The 15,487-nt window shown below is 64.7% G+C and carries 18 protein-coding genes; 10 read left to right on the forward strand and 8 right to left on the reverse strand.

All coding sequences use genetic code 11. The features are described from left to right. Positions 1-1,995 precede the first annotated feature (1,995 nt). The 5 genes from ACZ50J_RS22530 to ACZ50J_RS22550 all read left to right on the forward strand — a co-directional run bounded on the left by ACZ50J_RS22530 (position 1,996) and on the right by ACZ50J_RS22550 (position 5,152). A complete protein-coding gene (locus ACZ50J_RS22530) occupies positions 1,996-2,841 on the forward strand; it encodes a hypothetical protein (RefSeq protein WP_464301471.1) in 846 nt (281 codons plus the stop codon). 21 nt (positions 2,842-2,862) lie between these two features. Next, a complete protein-coding gene (locus ACZ50J_RS22535) occupies positions 2,863-3,153 on the forward strand; it encodes a hypothetical protein (RefSeq protein ID WP_464301472.1) in 291 nt (96 codons plus the stop codon). Between the two features lie 117 nt (positions 3,154-3,270). After that, positions 3,271-3,651 (forward strand): hypothetical protein, encoded by a 381-nt coding sequence (locus tag ACZ50J_RS22540; RefSeq protein WP_464301473.1) that lies wholly within the window; start codon positions 3,271-3,273, stop codon positions 3,649-3,651. A gap of 181 nt (positions 3,652-3,832) precedes the next feature. Next, a complete protein-coding gene (locus ACZ50J_RS22545) occupies positions 3,833-4,039 on the forward strand; it encodes a hypothetical protein (protein WP_464301474.1) in 207 nt (68 codons plus the stop codon). A 147-nt stretch (positions 4,040-4,186) separates the two neighbouring features. Next, entirely contained in the window at positions 4,187-5,152 is a 966-nt protein-coding gene (locus ACZ50J_RS22550) for a hypothetical protein (protein WP_464301475.1), read from the forward strand. On the opposite strand, the gene ACZ50J_RS22555 is transcribed toward ACZ50J_RS22550, so the two are convergent. Then, on the reverse strand, positions 5,149-5,676 hold the full coding sequence (locus ACZ50J_RS22555) for a hypothetical protein (protein ID WP_464301476.1): 528 nt from the start codon (positions 5,674-5,676) through the stop codon (positions 5,149-5,151). The two genes, ACZ50J_RS22550 and ACZ50J_RS22555, sit on opposite strands and share 4 nt — an antisense overlap. A 302-nt stretch (positions 5,677-5,978) precedes the next feature. Then, complete coding sequence (locus tag ACZ50J_RS22560; RefSeq protein WP_464301477.1) at positions 5,979-6,305, reverse strand: hypothetical protein; 327 nt, start codon at positions 6,303-6,305, stop codon at positions 5,979-5,981. 179 nt (positions 6,306-6,484) lie between these two features. Between ACZ50J_RS22560 and ACZ50J_RS22565 the strand changes: the two genes are divergently transcribed. The 3 genes from ACZ50J_RS22565 (at position 6,485) to ACZ50J_RS22575 (ending at position 9,683) form a co-directional block, all read left to right on the forward strand. Continuing rightward, complete coding sequence (locus ACZ50J_RS22565) at positions 6,485-6,841, forward strand: hypothetical protein (RefSeq protein WP_464301478.1); 357 nt, start codon at positions 6,485-6,487, stop codon at positions 6,839-6,841. Between the two features lie 174 nt (positions 6,842-7,015). Further along, entirely contained in the window at positions 7,016-7,810 is a 795-nt protein-coding gene (locus ACZ50J_RS22570) for a helix-turn-helix domain-containing protein (protein ID WP_464301479.1), read from the forward strand. Positions 7,811-7,874: 64 nt separating this feature from the next. Beyond that, positions 7,875-9,683: an ATP-binding protein gene (locus ACZ50J_RS22575; protein WP_464301480.1), complete on the forward strand. Its 1,809-nt coding sequence runs from the start codon at positions 7,875-7,877 to the stop codon at positions 9,681-9,683. 26 nt (positions 9,684-9,709) lie between these two features. Here the strand turns inward: ACZ50J_RS22575 and ACZ50J_RS22580 are convergent, their stop codons facing one another. Then, a complete protein-coding gene (locus ACZ50J_RS22580; protein ID WP_464301481.1) occupies positions 9,710-10,531 on the reverse strand; it encodes a hypothetical protein in 822 nt (273 codons plus the stop codon). Positions 10,532-10,833: 302 nt separating this feature from the next. On the opposite strand from ACZ50J_RS22580, the gene ACZ50J_RS22585 reads away from it, so the two are divergent. Both ACZ50J_RS22585 and ACZ50J_RS22590 read left to right on the forward strand, forming a co-directional pair. Beyond that, positions 10,834-11,439 carry an HD domain-containing protein gene (locus tag ACZ50J_RS22585; RefSeq protein WP_464301482.1) on the forward strand — a complete coding sequence of 202 codons (606 nt, stop codon included), beginning with the start codon at positions 10,834-10,836 and terminating at the stop codon, positions 11,437-11,439. A gap of 648 nt (positions 11,440-12,087) precedes the next feature. Then, positions 12,088-13,125, forward strand: a complete 1,038-nt coding sequence (locus tag ACZ50J_RS22590; RefSeq protein WP_464301483.1) for a hypothetical protein — start codon at positions 12,088-12,090, stop codon at positions 13,123-13,125. A gap of 57 nt (positions 13,126-13,182) precedes the next feature. Here ACZ50J_RS22590 and ACZ50J_RS22595 read toward each other — a convergent pair whose 3' ends face one another. The 5 genes from ACZ50J_RS22595 to ACZ50J_RS22615 all read right to left on the reverse strand — a co-directional run bounded on the left by ACZ50J_RS22595 (position 13,183) and on the right by ACZ50J_RS22615 (position 15,104). Next, on the reverse strand, positions 13,183-13,452 hold the full coding sequence (locus tag ACZ50J_RS22595; protein WP_464301484.1) for a hypothetical protein: 270 nt from the start codon (positions 13,450-13,452) through the stop codon (positions 13,183-13,185). A 373-nt stretch (positions 13,453-13,825) separates the two neighbouring features. Next, positions 13,826-14,182 (reverse strand): MazG-like family protein, encoded by a 357-nt coding sequence (locus tag ACZ50J_RS22600; RefSeq protein ID WP_464301485.1) that lies wholly within the window; start codon positions 14,180-14,182, stop codon positions 13,826-13,828. Then, complete coding sequence (locus ACZ50J_RS22605) at positions 14,175-14,390, reverse strand: hypothetical protein (RefSeq protein ID WP_464301486.1); 216 nt, start codon at positions 14,388-14,390, stop codon at positions 14,175-14,177. The genes ACZ50J_RS22600 and ACZ50J_RS22605 overlap by 8 nt, the downstream gene beginning before the upstream one ends. After that, complete coding sequence (locus ACZ50J_RS22610; protein ID WP_464301487.1) at positions 14,387-14,776, reverse strand: hypothetical protein; 390 nt, start codon at positions 14,774-14,776, stop codon at positions 14,387-14,389. Before ACZ50J_RS22610 ends, ACZ50J_RS22605 begins: the two co-directional genes overlap by 4 nt. A 91-nt stretch (positions 14,777-14,867) precedes the next feature. Then, positions 14,868-15,104, reverse strand: a complete 237-nt coding sequence (locus ACZ50J_RS22615; RefSeq protein ID WP_464301488.1) for a hypothetical protein — start codon at positions 15,102-15,104, stop codon at positions 14,868-14,870. Positions 15,105-15,487: the final 383 nt, after the last annotated feature.

Genomic DNA, 15,487 nt, shown 5'->3' on the forward strand with positions numbered 1-15,487 from the left:
CCCGACAGCGGCCCCTGGCAGGGAGGTTTTCTCGAGTTTTCTCGCGGGCCTGGTGTCTCCCGGGGAGACGGACAGCCACGTTGACCCGGCACGGGAGACTCACGGCCTACGAGAACCTGAGGGAGCGACTGGGGGAGCAGCTAATGCCGTCGCCGCTGGCTCTCTGACTGCCCGCCAGAGACCACCTGGGCTCCGTCCCGCCCGGCCCGCTTCACCTCGGCCTGACGGAAGTCACGGTCCGGAGTCCAGGACCGGCTGCGCTGCCGCTCCCCGGGCTTCGGCGCGCACCTGCCACAGATGCGGGCATCCGCGGGCGGTTTCTTGCCAGCCCACGCCCGAGCGCCAGCCAGACTGACCCCGCACAGACTTCGACGGCGGGACGTTCCGAGTTCCCGGTGGTAGACCCGGCCACCGACGAGCAACACCCACATGCGTCTGAGCCTGCCACGACACCGCGCTGCCAGGTCAGCCCCACGCGGCGACCGTCCACAACCGGACTGACACGTTTTGTCCCCTGGCCGGATATCGCCAGGGATAACCTGAGACGGACAGCCCACCACGCCTGTCCCGCCTGGCCGCGCCGCGCGACCGCCACCCGCCCACCGCGAACGCCGCCGCGCCGCACGCCTCCCCCTTGCATCCCCCACCTCCGCCAGGAGGACGCCTTCGGCGTCAGCCCTTCGGGCTGCCCCTTGCGGGGCTGACCCTGCACGGCTCCGGCGCAGCCGGACTGTGTGCCGACTGTTCCGGTGTGTGGCCGGTGACCGGCCGCTCGTGCCGAGTTGCGTGTGTGTGGTGACCACGCCATGGCACCCAGGTGAGTGTGTGCTCACCCTTGAAGGAGAGTTCCGAGACAAATCCCAGCTTCGTGGGTGGTTGACCCTGTGGGCCCGGTGGTGATGCGACGTGGGTCGCGGTCGGTCACCGGCTCCCCTGCGGGGAAGCCCCCGCTGCGCGGGGCTGACCCGGGCCGGTCACGTCGTCGTGTCCCGGTCCAGTTCGTGCCTGGTCAGGTTCCGGGTGTTCCCGGTTGACCCAGCACAGGCTGCCCCTGGTTTTGGGTTCACCCAGGCGGGTTGCCTGCCCGGCCGGTCGTCGACGACAAGTGGTCGGGCGGCGGCAACCCTTGGCCTGGGTGGTGACCCACGGTTACCCAAGGTGGTCGCCCTGGTGGGGGTTTACCCCTGCCAGGTGAGAGGCGCCAGGGCCGCCCCGCCGGAGTGCATCCCGCAGGGATGAGGTGAACGGCAGCCGACCGGGGACACACAAAGACGAGCTTGCGAGACACGTGGACCCGGGCGGAGCCGGAGCCTCACCCGCAGGGTGCACACCGGTCGACGGGGATGCCTGGCACACCCACCACAGGGTTGACCCCGCTGCGCGGGAGCCCCCTAGGGCGACCAAGCGGCGGGGCAACCCGCGGGTGTGCCGCATCCCCGGAGTGTGGGGTATGTGGAGCGCTAGCGGAACATGCCCCACGAGGGGTGGGTCGGCGTGTTGGAGTGGGCGTGTACCTGGCGGTTGTGATTCGGCGTTGCTGCTGGTAGTGGCCCGTTTGGGGTGTGTACGGTGTGTGCTAGTTGTCCGCCGGGTTGACCTGGGTGTTTACCTGGCGGTTTTGATCGTCTGATGTGGTCGTTGTGTCGAGAGTGAAGGGTGGGTTCTCGGGTGCCGGGTGAGTTGGAGGTTTCGCCGCGTTTGGTTGGCCCTGGTGGGGCTGTCCATTCGGGTGTGCCGTTGCCGCCTGCTGGTTCTTCGGTGCGTCGTCGGCGCCGTTTGTCGGAGGGGGAGCGTGTCCGTGCGGGCGGGGTGCCTACCCGGCCGGTGCGTGGTGATGGTTCGGGTTGGGCTGTCACTGTCGAGGATGAAGCGTGTGTCGCTGGCCTGTTGCGGTTTGGTGCTGCGACGTGGCGGCAGTGTGCGCGTACGTTTTACCCGGATCATTCGGAGTGGACGCAGCAGCGTCGGTTGAAGTACCTGCGCGAGGTGGGTTGGGTGCGCTCTGAGGTGGGGGAGACCTGGTACGGGAATGTCATGTGGGCGACCACTGCCGGGTCGCGTGTGTTGGGTGACCAGCTGCGGGTGCCGCTGTCCGCTGGCGGGTTCCCTGGGCATGCTGCGTTGCACCGGTTGGCGGTTACTGACCTCGGGTTCCGCATGCACCTGGGTGGGGAGGTGACCATCACTGAGCGTGAGGTCCGTGCCCTCGAAGGGTCAGGTCAGGCCCGTTCCCATCTGGACCTGTTGCAGGTGCCCCGCCATGACGGGGTCATGGATGGCCGCAACGTGGAACGGTTCCTCGCGACGACTGTCGGCAAGGATGCGACCCTGCACTACCCGGACCTGGTGCACGTGTCACCGGGACGTGGGAAGCGCGGGTTGAACGCGGTCGAGGTCGAGATAACACCGAAGACTCCGCACCGTGCCCGTCAGGTGCTGATGTCGTACCGCGACTCCCAGCTGTATGACCGGGTCTTGTTCTACGTGACAGCTCAGGTGTCGGCACAGTTGCAAGGCTGGTACGACGCTGAGGGGAAGTGGCGTGACGGGTTGTTGCAGCAGATCGGGGAGTACCCGTCCGGGGTCGACCCGACGGAGTTCTTGAAGACCTCCACGTCGATGTTCCGGGTCTACCCGGCGACCGCGAACGATGACGGTGTCGCATTCCGGCTCGACATGCGGCAGGTCTCCGAAGCTGACTGGGTGTCGAAGAACGAATGGCTCGACCTACGGGCCAAGTGGCAGGAGTGGGTTGCTGACCAAGGCACCCGGGTGCCGTTCCTGACTTGGTGGATGGACGTCTACAAGCCCCTGCTGGTCGCCCAACGGGCAACCCGGTAGCTACCCGGGAAGGTGATGTTGGTGAGTCGCGAACTACCCAGTCCGGACCCGGACAGCAACTTCCCTGACTACGCCCTGCACCTGCTGCTGACAGTGCGCGCCATCTGCGCGTACACCGCGGTGATGACAGTGCTGATGGTTGTCGGCAGCATCGTGATCGGCGACGGTCACGCCTTGCGAGACGCCCTGGCCGCATGGGTCGTCGGCGTCGTGTTGCTTGCGGCAGTCGCACTGCGGCACCACGCCGCTGGTACTCGCATCCCGTTCGTGAGCACGTATGACCTCGCTCGTCTCATACGGCGCGGGAAGTGAGACCAGCGCGGAACCGGTGAGCAGGTGGCCGGTGAAAACCCGGGTACCGAGACTCTCGGAAGTCACCCACGATGAAGGGGTCGGAACAAGCACCTCAACCAGTGGAGTGACCAGACAATGGCACCGATCACGAAGACCTATACGCCCGACTCGGCTGTCCTGTATGTGCAGGGGAGGCGCCGCACCGTCGACTTCGATGACAGGGGCGGCCGGGTCGCTGTGCTGACCGATGACGAACATCGTGAGGTGTTCGACGGTGCCGCCGTCTACGTGACCGGTGCACCCGCCGCACCGCACGTCGTCGCCAGCATCATCGAGCACGAGCTGGACTGTGAAGAGCCACACAACGACATCGACTGCACGGTGGCGACCGTCGTCGCGGCACTCCACGAACACGACATGGACGACGAAGCCGTCGAGTTCGTCACCGCAGCGAAACAGCTACTGAACCCCTGGGACGTGCACAGGCTTGCGCGCCGAGCAGTGACCGTGAAGTAGTAGCGGCCGGGAAGACCCGACCGTGCCGACACGGAAAGTCGATCGCCGTATCCGTCGGCATCATCAAGTCCATCCGCGAGGCGTAACAGCCTGCATTGGTTGCGCCTCGCAAGAGCTTGACCACCGGAGCACCTACCGAGCTGACACCAGATCAGCCACCGCCCCGGAAGGAGGCCACCCCATGGCCACCACCCCCGTCACCGACCTCACCACCGGCGACCGCTTCCACCACCCCGCATGCGGAGACCAACCAGCCGTGGTTTTCGGGAAGCCCACCCGAGATGTCCAATACTCGTGGAGGGTGTCGGTGGTGTTTCTCAACCCGTTCACCGGGCTACACCAGCAGCAGTGGTTCGCAGCGACCGCCGCCGTCCACCTGGTCGACTGATCCGGATCATCCCGTCTCCCCGGTAGCTACCGGGGAGACGGGCGTCAGTCCGGCCCGGGCTGACCTTCCACCCTCCTGCTCGCTCGGCTCCCTCCGACCGGCACCGTGTCATGCTTCTCGTCCAAAGAAGGGAAAGGGGGGATCGGCATGGCGAGCACTGCCGCTGACACGGACAGCTGGGCACTCACCGACAGCGCGCTCGACTTCCTGCAACGAGCCGTGACAGAGGTGACGACCGGCAGCAGCGAGTACAAGTACGCAGCACTCGACCTGGCCGTCGCCGTCGAGACCTTGATCAAGGCCAGACTCGTCAGGGAACACTGGACCCTGGTCGTGAAGCCGATCGACAAGAAGACCACGAAGGCGGCATTCCTTGCTGGTACGGGACGAACCATCGGCCCGGAGGAGGGGATTGAGCGACTGGAGAAGGTCGTGGGGCTGGCCATACCGCTGCGGCAGGCCGCTCAGGTGGCGGCGTTGACTGGGTTACGCAACCAGGTGGTGCACTTCGCTCCACCGACCGGACCTGGCGCCGACCCGGCCATGCTGGACAAGATCGGCGACGGGCTGAGCTTCGCGCTCTGGTTCCTTGATCACCACTTCGGGTCGGATGCGCCAGTTGCTGAGGCGGAGAGGATCGTGGAGGTCAAGAGCAGCATCTCGACTGAGTTGGCACAGATAGGTGGGCTGGCCAAGAAGCGCTTGGCTGATATCAGCACAAAACTGGATGCCGAACCACGGCTCTACTGGTGTCCGAACTGCACGCAGAACACGCTCGCCCTGCGCGCTGGGGCAGAGCCCGAATGCCTCTACTGCTACGCGACAGGGGTTGGTGAAGCGGTCGCAGAGGCGTACGTGGCGTACAGCCTGATCAGCCATAGCTCAGTCGAGACCTGCACGAACTGCGGCACCCTCGCCCTCGTCGGCGGCGTCCGACCAGTGAAGGACAGCACAGCAGCCCCCGAACCGGCGCCCTACTGGCTCTGCTTCTCGTGCAGCATGACGGCCGGGCAAGCCGACTTCATCAACTGCCTCATTTGCGGGGAGATGACCACCGAGGTGGCCCTGGGGATGTGCGAGATGTGCAGCAGCGAGCGGTTCGAGAAGTTCTAAGCCAACTCGTCACTGGGGGCATTCGCCTCACTGGCTACCCCTGACTGGGTGACCCGGGCGACCAACTCGCGAAGTGGAATCTGCATGTTCGCGGCGATCGTCTGGGTGACGAAGCGGGCGATGGTCTGTTGGCCGTACCGCGCCATATTCGGCTGCATCGCCATGCCTGTGACGGTGGCCTCGATGAGTCCGGCGAGTACCTGACCGGCCTGGTCCGTATCCCACAGGTGCTCGATGACTGGCATCAGGTCGTCCGGCAGTGGCGGGTACTGGGCGGTGGACGAGCCCTGGTCTGCCAGGAAGGTGTCGATGTCGGGTTGCTGTGATAGCTCGAATCCGGCGCTGTCGCCGGTGTAGCGGATGAGTGTCGTCATGACTGTGGGTGGGACGGCCAGCTGTGGTGCGCAGATCGCGGCGGCTGGGCGCCGGTATCGGCCGATCATGACGGGTCGGGTGTCGTTGGCTTCGCGGACAAGCCGGGGGAGTTGGGTGCGGGCCTCGACAACGCTCAGCGGTTTGGTCATGTCAGCAATCTACTCGAAGGCGTACGACATGACGTACATATGCGTTCGCGCCACGCCACTCTCTCTCGGAGAGCTTCGGCACCGTGGGCTGGCACCCCGGTAGCTGCCCCGGGGATCAGGTGAGCGGTGGCAGATCGTGACCGAGGCTTAGCCGCATCGAGAGACGTGCGTGATCACGTACATGATGACGCCGGGTCAGCCATGAACCGAGCGCGGCAACGCCGTAGCAGTGAAGGATGAGCTGGACCTCGTTGGCGCGTATGACGTACATGAAGAGGTACGTCATACGCCGCCATTGGCCGTCAGGGCAAACGCCACGACCACGAACGCAACAGCTGGGTGTCGCGGTGCACGGTCTCCTCGTGAACCAGGGGTCCACCCTCTCGGGACCGGCCGACGACGAGGGTCAGGTGGACCAGGTCGCCGTCCGCCCAGGCGGAACGCACCCAGCCGTCGACGCCCCGGGCGTGGGGCACGTCGATCACCTCGCCCGGCGCAACGCTGCCTGCCGTCACGACGGCTGCGCGGCACTGGTGCGGGCCCCATCCGTCCCAGCCGGAGAAGACGTCGGCTGCGCGGGGGAGCGGGCCGTCAATTATCGCCGGAATGGCGCGGTTGTTGGTGTGCATGTCCCCTCCAAAGGGGTTGGCCGGGCGGGATGCCCAGCGGGTTCGTTCATGCACGGCGAGCGGTTCTGCTCTATGAACCATGTTCCAGAGGTTCCGCGCCTCCTACAACCCGGGTATTCGGCAGGATCGCGCGGAAAACCCGGGTTCCCTTGCGCGGCGAGCCGGGGGAGGGTGTGGGTATGACGAATGACCTGCCCGAGATAGAGCTGCGCCAAGCGCCGAAGGCACCGGCAGGCGCCCCGGAGGACCTGCTGCTGGCCACGGCGTACTTCTGGCACATGGTGGGCCTCTATTGGGATGTTCCCGAGCCGTTGGGGATGTGGCAGCGCTCGTCCACGGAGGCCCTCGCGGAGCGGCACCCGGCCATCCGAGAGGTCGAACGAGGGCTGGTCGTGACCATGCTTGACGCGGCCGACTCCGGATTCGGAGCTGAGGCGATCGCGGCGAGCACCGGCATGGAGCGGGCGTCGATCGAGGACTACTTGGACGACGATCCCGCGGAATGGCGCGGTATGGTCCCAACAAATATTTGGTGATCTACGAAAAACGCTAGATTTAGGTGATTTCCATACTCGTGTCACCCCCACTGCTGTCAACCCCAGATAAGCGGCACTTATCCGGGAAGAGGGCGGAAACCCCTACTTCCGTCGAGGAGACGTCAAAACACGTCATAGACGTGTAAACACGGCGGTCAGTGTTACGGTCGTTCCATGAGCATCGACGTGAGGGAAGTAGCGACCGTGCAGGACCTCATCACGGCCGCCCGAGAGCACCAGGGGCTCACCAGGGCAGCGGTCGCGGACAAACGAGGGGTATCCCGCACTGCACACCAAGACCTCGAAGCGCGGCACGACCGGTCGCCGCGGTGGACCAGCATCATCAACGCGATCGCCGCGTGCGACGCCACCGTCGTGGCAACAGCATTCATGCCAGACGGCACCATCTACCAGACCTGCGCAGAAGGTTCCCACACCGAGTACCGCGGACTCGCTGTCGACATCGAACATGCTCGACGGATCGGGGCGCCGACCGAGTGCGCCCGGGGGATCGCCCGCAGACTCACCCAAATGCTGTTCCCGGCCGGAGATGCAGACGGATGGGTCACGCTCCGGCTCCTGGAAGCCGTTGAGCGCCTGACAACACGAGGCGTGCCGGGCGAAGCGGGAAACGTCGAAGACATGCTCATGCGCATCGAGACCGGCGACCCGCAGATGCAGATGATGACTGACAGCATCGTGGAATGGGTTGGGGCCGAAACCTACGACCAGTGGACAGCCGACACGCGGTCCGTCGCTGGTTTCATCCTGATGGTCGCGAAGACCCTGACAGCCTGGGAAAGCCCCAGCGGGTTACCCCAGATGGCTGACGCGACGACCGCCATCAAGTCAGCGATCAGCGACCGGCTCAAGACCGCTTTCCACCACGCCGCGAGCGATTTCCGGAAACCGCTGACGGGTGACGCTCCATGGTGGAACGAGGGCACACCAGAACGCTACGAGGGGTGATGGCCCAAGTCTCGCACTATCGTTCACAGCAACGGATCAACCGCGCGCGACGGGAGGAGAGGCGATGACGACCGCTGCGCCCCTGCCGAGCGTCGACACTCCGATCGCTCTCGGTGACGTGGTGAGCATGCCTCGGACGGCAGTCACCGAGACCTTCGCGATCCTTGGCAACCGGGGGGCAGGGAAGAGCACGGCAGCCACGAGATTCGCTGAGCAGCTGCACCTCGCCGGTTTGCCTGTCGTCGTCCTCGACATCAAAGGCGATTGGTGGGGAATCCGGTCCTCAGCGGACGGCACGCGTGACGGCCTCCCATTCGTCATTTTCGGCGGCGACCACGCCGACCTCGAATTACACGAGGACACAGGCGCATTGATCGCTGACGCGATCCTCGACCAACACCTTTCGTGCGTGATCGACCTGTCGCACCTCAGCAAGACGAAGGCACGTCGGTTCGCTACCGCGTTCGCCGAACGGCTCTACCGGAAATGCCGCCAGTCCCTGCACGTCATAGTTGACGAGGCCGACGTGCTGATTCCCCAGCGCGCTGATGCTACGACGGCCGAACTGCTCGGTGCGATGGAGGACATTGCCAAGCGGGGGAGGCAGCGAGGACTTGGGTTGACCCTTGCGTCCCAACGTGGTCAGGAGGTCAACAAGAGCGTCCTGGACCTGGTCGAAACGGTCGTTCTGCTCCGCATGACAGGTGCGAGGACCATCAAGGCGGTCAAAGAGTGGATCAGTGTCCAAGCCGACGAAGACACGGATGCGGACGCCGCTGATGTGATCCGGTCGCTGCCGAAGCTCGCCATGGGGGAAGCGTGGGTGTGGAGCCCAAGCTTCCTGGGCATGTTGCGCCGGACGCGCATCGCCCTGTTCGAGACGTTCGACTCTCACGCGACCCCCGAGCCCGGACAAGCACCAGCGGTGCCGCAGTCGCGTGCGGAAATCGACCTGACCCGGCTGCGCGGCGACATCGCAGCGCTGGCCGCAGTACACGCCAACCGCTCCGGTGGGGTGGCGAGCAAGCCGACCGGGACGGGTAGCCGAGCCAGGCTCGGTGAGATAGAGCATGAGAATCACGCGCAACGAGACACCATCGCCCAGATGACAGAGACGATCGCCCAACTCCGCAACGAACTGCGAACCGCCCAAGCACGAGCCGACGAGCTGGAATCTGCGGCCAAGGCCATTCGGCGCACGCTGGATTCGGTCGGCACCGGCCATCGCGGCGGTCAGAATCACCTGCCCAAGAGCGAAACCCCGAAGATTGAGCCCGATCCCTCTGGGCGTGCGGGCGAGGCGCGCCGCTCCCGCACAACGCAGGAGCCGAACGCAGAGACGTCCTTGGCTGATTCTCCTGACCCGTCCTCGGACCCCGTCGAGTTGAACCAGTTCCGGGCAGGCGCCCAGCGGATGCTCCGCAGCCTCGGGGGCATGGCACCCCTGCGGCTCACTCGGCCGCAGTGGGCGATGGTGTCACGACTGAAAGCAAAGAGCGGAACCTTCACCACCTACATCGGCGATCTACGCAGAGCCGGGCTCGTCCACCAAGACAGCGACGGATGCTTCACCCTCACCGAAGCTGGGTTCGACACCATCGGCGGCCGTCCAGCACCCATGGACGCTCACGAGCTTCAAACCCACTACCTGAGCATCTTGCGATCCGGGGCAGCTCGGATGCTCAGCACCGTGATCGAGGTGCATCCGGACAGCATCAGCAAGTACGACCTGGCCGAAGCTGTGGCACTCTACCCGACGAGCGGAACATTCACGACATATCTGGGCGAGCTGCGCCGCAACACTCTCGTCACCATCGACGGGCAGAACGTCCGCGCCACCGACATGCTCATCCACGGACCCACGACTGCGTAGGTACTCAGCGCCTCAGGTCACGGGCCTTACAGCCCGAGTGCGTGCTGGGCTGTGGCCAGGTCGCCATCGTCTGTATACGCCGATCCGCTGATGGCGAGGTCGAGAAGTTGCCGGGACCGCTCCGGGGTCGGCGCCGGGTCGTCGGGGTGCAGCCGCCCGAATGCCACCCGGTACGCCCACGTAGCTCGGTCATAAGTGTCCTGGTCCCAGCGTGTGCCGTCAGTGATTAGGTGCCTTGCGGCGAGAGCGTTCAGATGTTGGACGGCCTCGTCCACGCAGACTGCTTTATTGAGCGGTGGTGTGAGCCCGGCTCCTTTCAGGGCAGTCTCGCCGTGCCCGTCGGTCTGGGTCGGACCAATCACGTTGAGGATGCTGGCATATGCCGCAAACTCTGGGGTGTCCTGCCGGTCGGGGATGGAGGCCGCCACAGGAAGTGCGGCGATCACGTGGTCCAGGTCTGGTCCGAGCAACTGACGGCACAAACGCTCAGAGTCGGCGACCGGACCAACGAAGTCGTAGTTGCCGTCGCATGCCTCTAGCCGCCACGGAAACCGTCCTTGCTCCGCGACATGCGCGAGCACCTCGACGGATAGTTCACGACATACGTCTTGATCCAGCAGATCGGTGACCGTCGCTAGGTCGGCGACCACATCCCTTTTGTCATCGGAGCCATAGTTGGGCTGAACGTCGAAGAAGCGATCTTCGTCATCTTCGAATCGTGGTGTGCCGTGGTCAGTCTCAGCGGCGTGAGCTGCACGGACGGTTCGCAACGCTGCCGTGTAGCCAGTGCCCGGGTGCTCGGCCATGTAGGCGCGGGCGGCGTCCTTTTCTGCGGTGGTCGCAGACATCGCGTTCAACTCCTGGTCTTATCGGAGCGAGTGTCACGCGGCCACCCGTCCCGCATCGTGAGGAGCTGGCGGCGTGGTCCCCTGCGGGGCTTGGCCCTCGAATGGGTGACCGTCTTGCCGCGTGGCTGGTGGCGGTCTCCGTCGAGCGATGCGCAGCACGTTCTGCGCAAATACCACTATGCCACCGGCATTGGGTCACGTGCGCACACCCGTGTCTCCTGGTGGGATGTTCCGACCACGTAGCAAGAAATCGGCTTGTGTCCACGCATGGTGGCCGCGTGCGCGTAGCTAGGGTGTTCGGCATGACTGCTGCTCTCCCAGCGCTGCTGCACGTCCTGGCCTCGGGTGCGTCTGCGACCGATGGTGTCGTGGTGGCCGCGGCTGCCCGGCTGGTGCAGGGAGCGGACCTGACGCCGGACCGGCGTGCGCACTCGGTGGCTGCCGGGGAGCGGGTGGCTGGGATGGTGCACGGGCTTGATCGGCCAGAGGCGTGGAAGGTGCTCGCGCAGACGATCGGGACATTGCACGACATCGGCTACGCGCACCCTGACACCGGGATGCACGCGATCGACGGGGCCCGATGGTTGGCCGGTGAGGGATACCCCGATGAAGTGTGTCGTCAGGTGGCTCACCACTCCACGGCCAGGTTCGAGGTCGACGCCCGCGGCATGGACCCGCAGCTGCTCGCCGACTTCGGCCAACCGGACCCGTTCCTCCACGCGATCATCTGGGTTGCAGACTTCACCACCAGCCCCCAAGGGCGGCAGATCAGCCTCAGCGACCGACTGAGCGACATCCGGTCACGGTATGACGCGAACTCACCAGTGGTTGCCGCTCTCGATGCGTCCTACGACGAGTTGGAACGTTCCGTAGCGCTGCTGTCCTGCGAAGGCGTGCAGGTCAGCTAATGACCGTGGTCCACTTAACGGTGCCATGTGGGATGTTCCGACGAATAGGACGCACGTAGGACGTGGGCACCGGACCGAACACTGGCACCGGACCGAACACTGGCGCCGAACAGTCCCTCAGTAGGTCGGGGACCTCGATCAGCGCGTGACATAGCCCGGTTTCTGGGGCTCCCGAATCACGTAAGTCCATGCATCCCGTCTGGGCCCGGAAGCTGCCGCAGGGGATACTTCCGGGATGGTTCGCCCCAGTGCTATTCAGCTGACTGCGCCCCTATCGAGCGCGAAAGACTTCACTCCGTTGGCGTCGATCCTGCACGTCCTCGGCACGCGGTCACGACTCGAAACTTTGCAAATGCTGATGGACGGACCGCGACTATCGCCCGACTTACCGGCACGGACAGATGAGCTGCACATGCTCGAAGATATTGGAGTGGTGTCCTCTACGCGGGTAGGAGAGGGCCGCGTGAGCTATCAGTGGGAATTGGTGCCGGACGCACTCGAACGAATCGCACGGTGCTTGGTCGCCCGCCGGTGAACGTGCCGTAGCGCTGCTTGACACGGAAGGCGTGCGACTCTTGGACAGTCAGCTGCCCAGCACAGCGGAGGTACTCAGTGAGCGGGTTCGCGGTCCCTACCGCGTCTGCGTCGTTGCAGATCGCGCAGGCGTACATCACGGAGACGATCGGGTATGAGGAGAAGGCCCTCGACAACCCTGGGCTGCGACCTCTCGCGCAACGAATACGCGATGGGGCGCACGACGCGCGCAAGTTCTCGCTGCGCGACCTAGCCGCAGCCGTCCAACGCCACGGGCAGTCGATCGAGCTACTGACTCTGATTGTCACGACGGCAGAATCAGCCCGCCTATGGAAGCGCCAACCCGTGGCCTACCGGGTGCACCCTGAACTCGCGCACCATCTCGTAGAGATGGACAACGACCGGGAGATTCCCTGCGAAGTGTTCCGGCGGTTGCCTCACGCGAACGCGTTCACCGTGTTCCCCGAACCAGTGATCATGGCCGACGTATCCGGCGCTTTGCCGCAGACACGACCTGGCGAGTATGTCGGGATGTTTGTCACCGGCCAGACCGCCGACGGCGAAGTCTGCTCTAGCGATGATCCGCGCACGGCCTGGTTGAACGTAGCCCTGGCGGGGCGAGTCTTCTACGTCGGGCAGGGCCCGACCTACGAAGAGCACACCGTGCGTGTCCCCGTCACGGGCGTGATGCGAGTCGAGGACATGATCCGACGACAGCGCGCCCAAGCGATGAAGACGCCGGACCCTGATAGCGAGGACTGGGAAGCGTTCCTGCTCGCGGTGAATCTGCTGCTCTACCTGTGCAGCAACCACGCCGACATCAGTGCCCCCGACCCGGCAGTCACATCCCGGGCACGTAAGGAAGCCAAGCGGCGCCGACAGAAGCCACCTCCTGTCGTGGTCGACCTGGGCTTCGACATCGGCCCGAAGCTTTTCGCGGGCAGACACACTTCAACCGGTGCTGGGTCGGCACCTGCGGGTACTGGTCTTGACGAAGGTCGGTCCCGGCGGGCGCACCTGCGACGTGCGCACTTCCACACCTACTGGCTAGGCCCTCGCGACAACCAGCACGCAGAGATTCGGTGGTTGAGCCCGATTCTTGTCGGCGACGGGCACGGTCGGCCGATGGTCATTGACGGCGACGACCGCTGAAAACCTCCCGCGATGGGCTCGTTGAGACCGTTGTTCAGCGCTCATCGCAGACCAACCTCAATCTGCCCGATTGAAAGCAAGGGTGCGGCGAGCCAGGAACACGCGCAGCAGCAGCATGCACACATGAGGTGTAGCGAGTAGCGCGGACAACCACGACTGCCAGCCGAATGCCACTCCCCAACCGAACTGCATCCGCGGTCCGGCGAAGGCTGAGATTATGCCCAACAGCGCCAGCGTCGGGCTGGCGTACCCGGTCCACTTCCACCTGTTGTGCTGTAACCGGTTGATAGCAATCGCTAACGACACGGTCATCACTGCCCAGCCCATCAGTGGTCACCTCCGTGACTCTGACTCCGGACTTCCGTTCGGCCGCACGCGGCGCAGTAACGACCCCCACGTGTGTGTTCGCGCATCTGCCACTCTTCGCATTGGTGATCGTCTGGCACGTCGTTACCCACAAACTGCTGATTGGCGCGGACGTAAATTCCGAACGATGGGCCACGCTCTTGGATATCTGCTAGATCGCCGCCGAGAACCGCTTGGACCAGTGCATCGAAGTCCGCAAGGTCCGTGTCTCCCGCTAGGTCGGATCTAACGGGACCGTTGAGGTATGCGACTAGCTCCTTCGGCTGGCCGGTAGCCTCCCACGGAGCACCGTCGTCGCCGCGGTTGTTTATGTCTCGCAATGTCCATGTTCTGCTCATCGCTGCTCTCCAACCTGCTGCTGATTGAGAGCCCGGTCACGGACTCGGACGATCTTGTCGAACAGGAACTCGATGGAATCTCCGCGGTGCCGACCGAGGTGCTCGGCCGCTCCAAGTGCCGTCACCGCCACATCGAGCAGCTCTTCGATCACATCGTCTTTGCGGTGCGTCTTCCCCTTGCGCGGGTTCTGCCCGGTGTAGCCGATCCATGCTTCGATGACTTCGCCGAACTCCTCGCCGATCTTCGCGAGCCGACCCCACGCGATCGCCTCCGGATCGCGGTGACCATTGCCCGCGTCGATCCACTCGGACAGTTCGATCAGAGCCTGCTGTGCCGGTTCGGAGTCAGGCATCGTCGGTTTCCTTCACAATCTGATGGTTGGGTGCATCGCCCTGATGGTTGGGTGCATCGCCCGTCCCATCGAGCGCGGCAGGGAAACTCTTCGATGCAGCGTCTCGCCGGAGCAGCCGGTCGGTGAGGTCGTCTTCGAGAGGGTCGCCGCCGATGACCAGGCCGCACCAGACCAGCACTGATCCGATCAGCTGGCGGAGCGTGGTCACGACTGCTCACCCCCAACCTGCTGATTGGCGGTGAACTCGACCGGGAATCCCGCCGTGTCGATCCACTCGGCCGGGTCGGCGATCCAGTCGTCCACTGTCTCGACATCCCATGGGCCTTCGGTCCAGGCCGTGGACCAGCGCGTGAGGTCGCCGACCTCGCCGCCTGAGCAGGCGATGTTCAGAACGCAGCTCTCACCGTCGTGACAAGTGAAGTACGCCAGTGCGTGGTCGCCGTTCGCCAGGACAATCCCGCGCGAGGGGGTGACGCCAGCTTCGTTGAGCTTGTGCAGCGCTTCCCAGAGTTGTCCCCGGTCCATTACTGCTCGCCTCCAACCTGCTGATTGCGGACCTGCACCCGGTGTTGGCACGCCCGATCGTTCGAGCATTCCCACTCTTCGGAACCGGCTGGCACGAATGCCTTCGGCCCGATCCGGTGGCACAGGCGGCACTCTTTCGTGTCCGCGTTGCTGGACGTGGTCACTCCGAATCACCGCCCCTAGTCTGCTGATCAGGAGCATCGCGCAGCTCCTGCAGCGCCCAAATAAGTTCGTCAAGGTAGCGCTGGCGATCACCACCGGATACATCGCAACCGATCCAGCGTGGGGGTTCAACGAATGCCTTGTTCTGCACCCTGACCGCGAGCATGTCGAGCTCGACGTTCTTTGCAACCTCGCATGCGTCGCCGTAGCTGAGGATCACCGCCTCGTCTGCCATCACTGCTCCTTAACCTGCTGATTGTGGTGCTGCCAGCACCGCCCGCCATTCTTCGCGGTGCGGTTGCAGTGCCCTATCCACCCAAGCTCTGAGCGGCTGTACTTCCGGGCCGCTGACTGGCCGCCGTAATGGCACGGCCAGCCGCAGATGCCCTCTTTGGCGGCGTAAGCCTGTTCGTGCGGCGTCACTCGGAATCACCGTCCGAAACCTGCTGATTGCGGACCTGCACCCGGTGTTGGCACGCCCGATCGTTCGAGCATTCCCACTCTTCGGAACCGGCTGGCACGAATGCCTTCGGCCCGATCCGGTGGCACAGGCGGCACTCTTTCGTGTCCGCGTTGCTGGACGTGGTCACTCCGAATCACCGCCCCTAGTCTGCTGAT

Source organism: Flexivirga sp. G2, assembly GCF_055397625.1.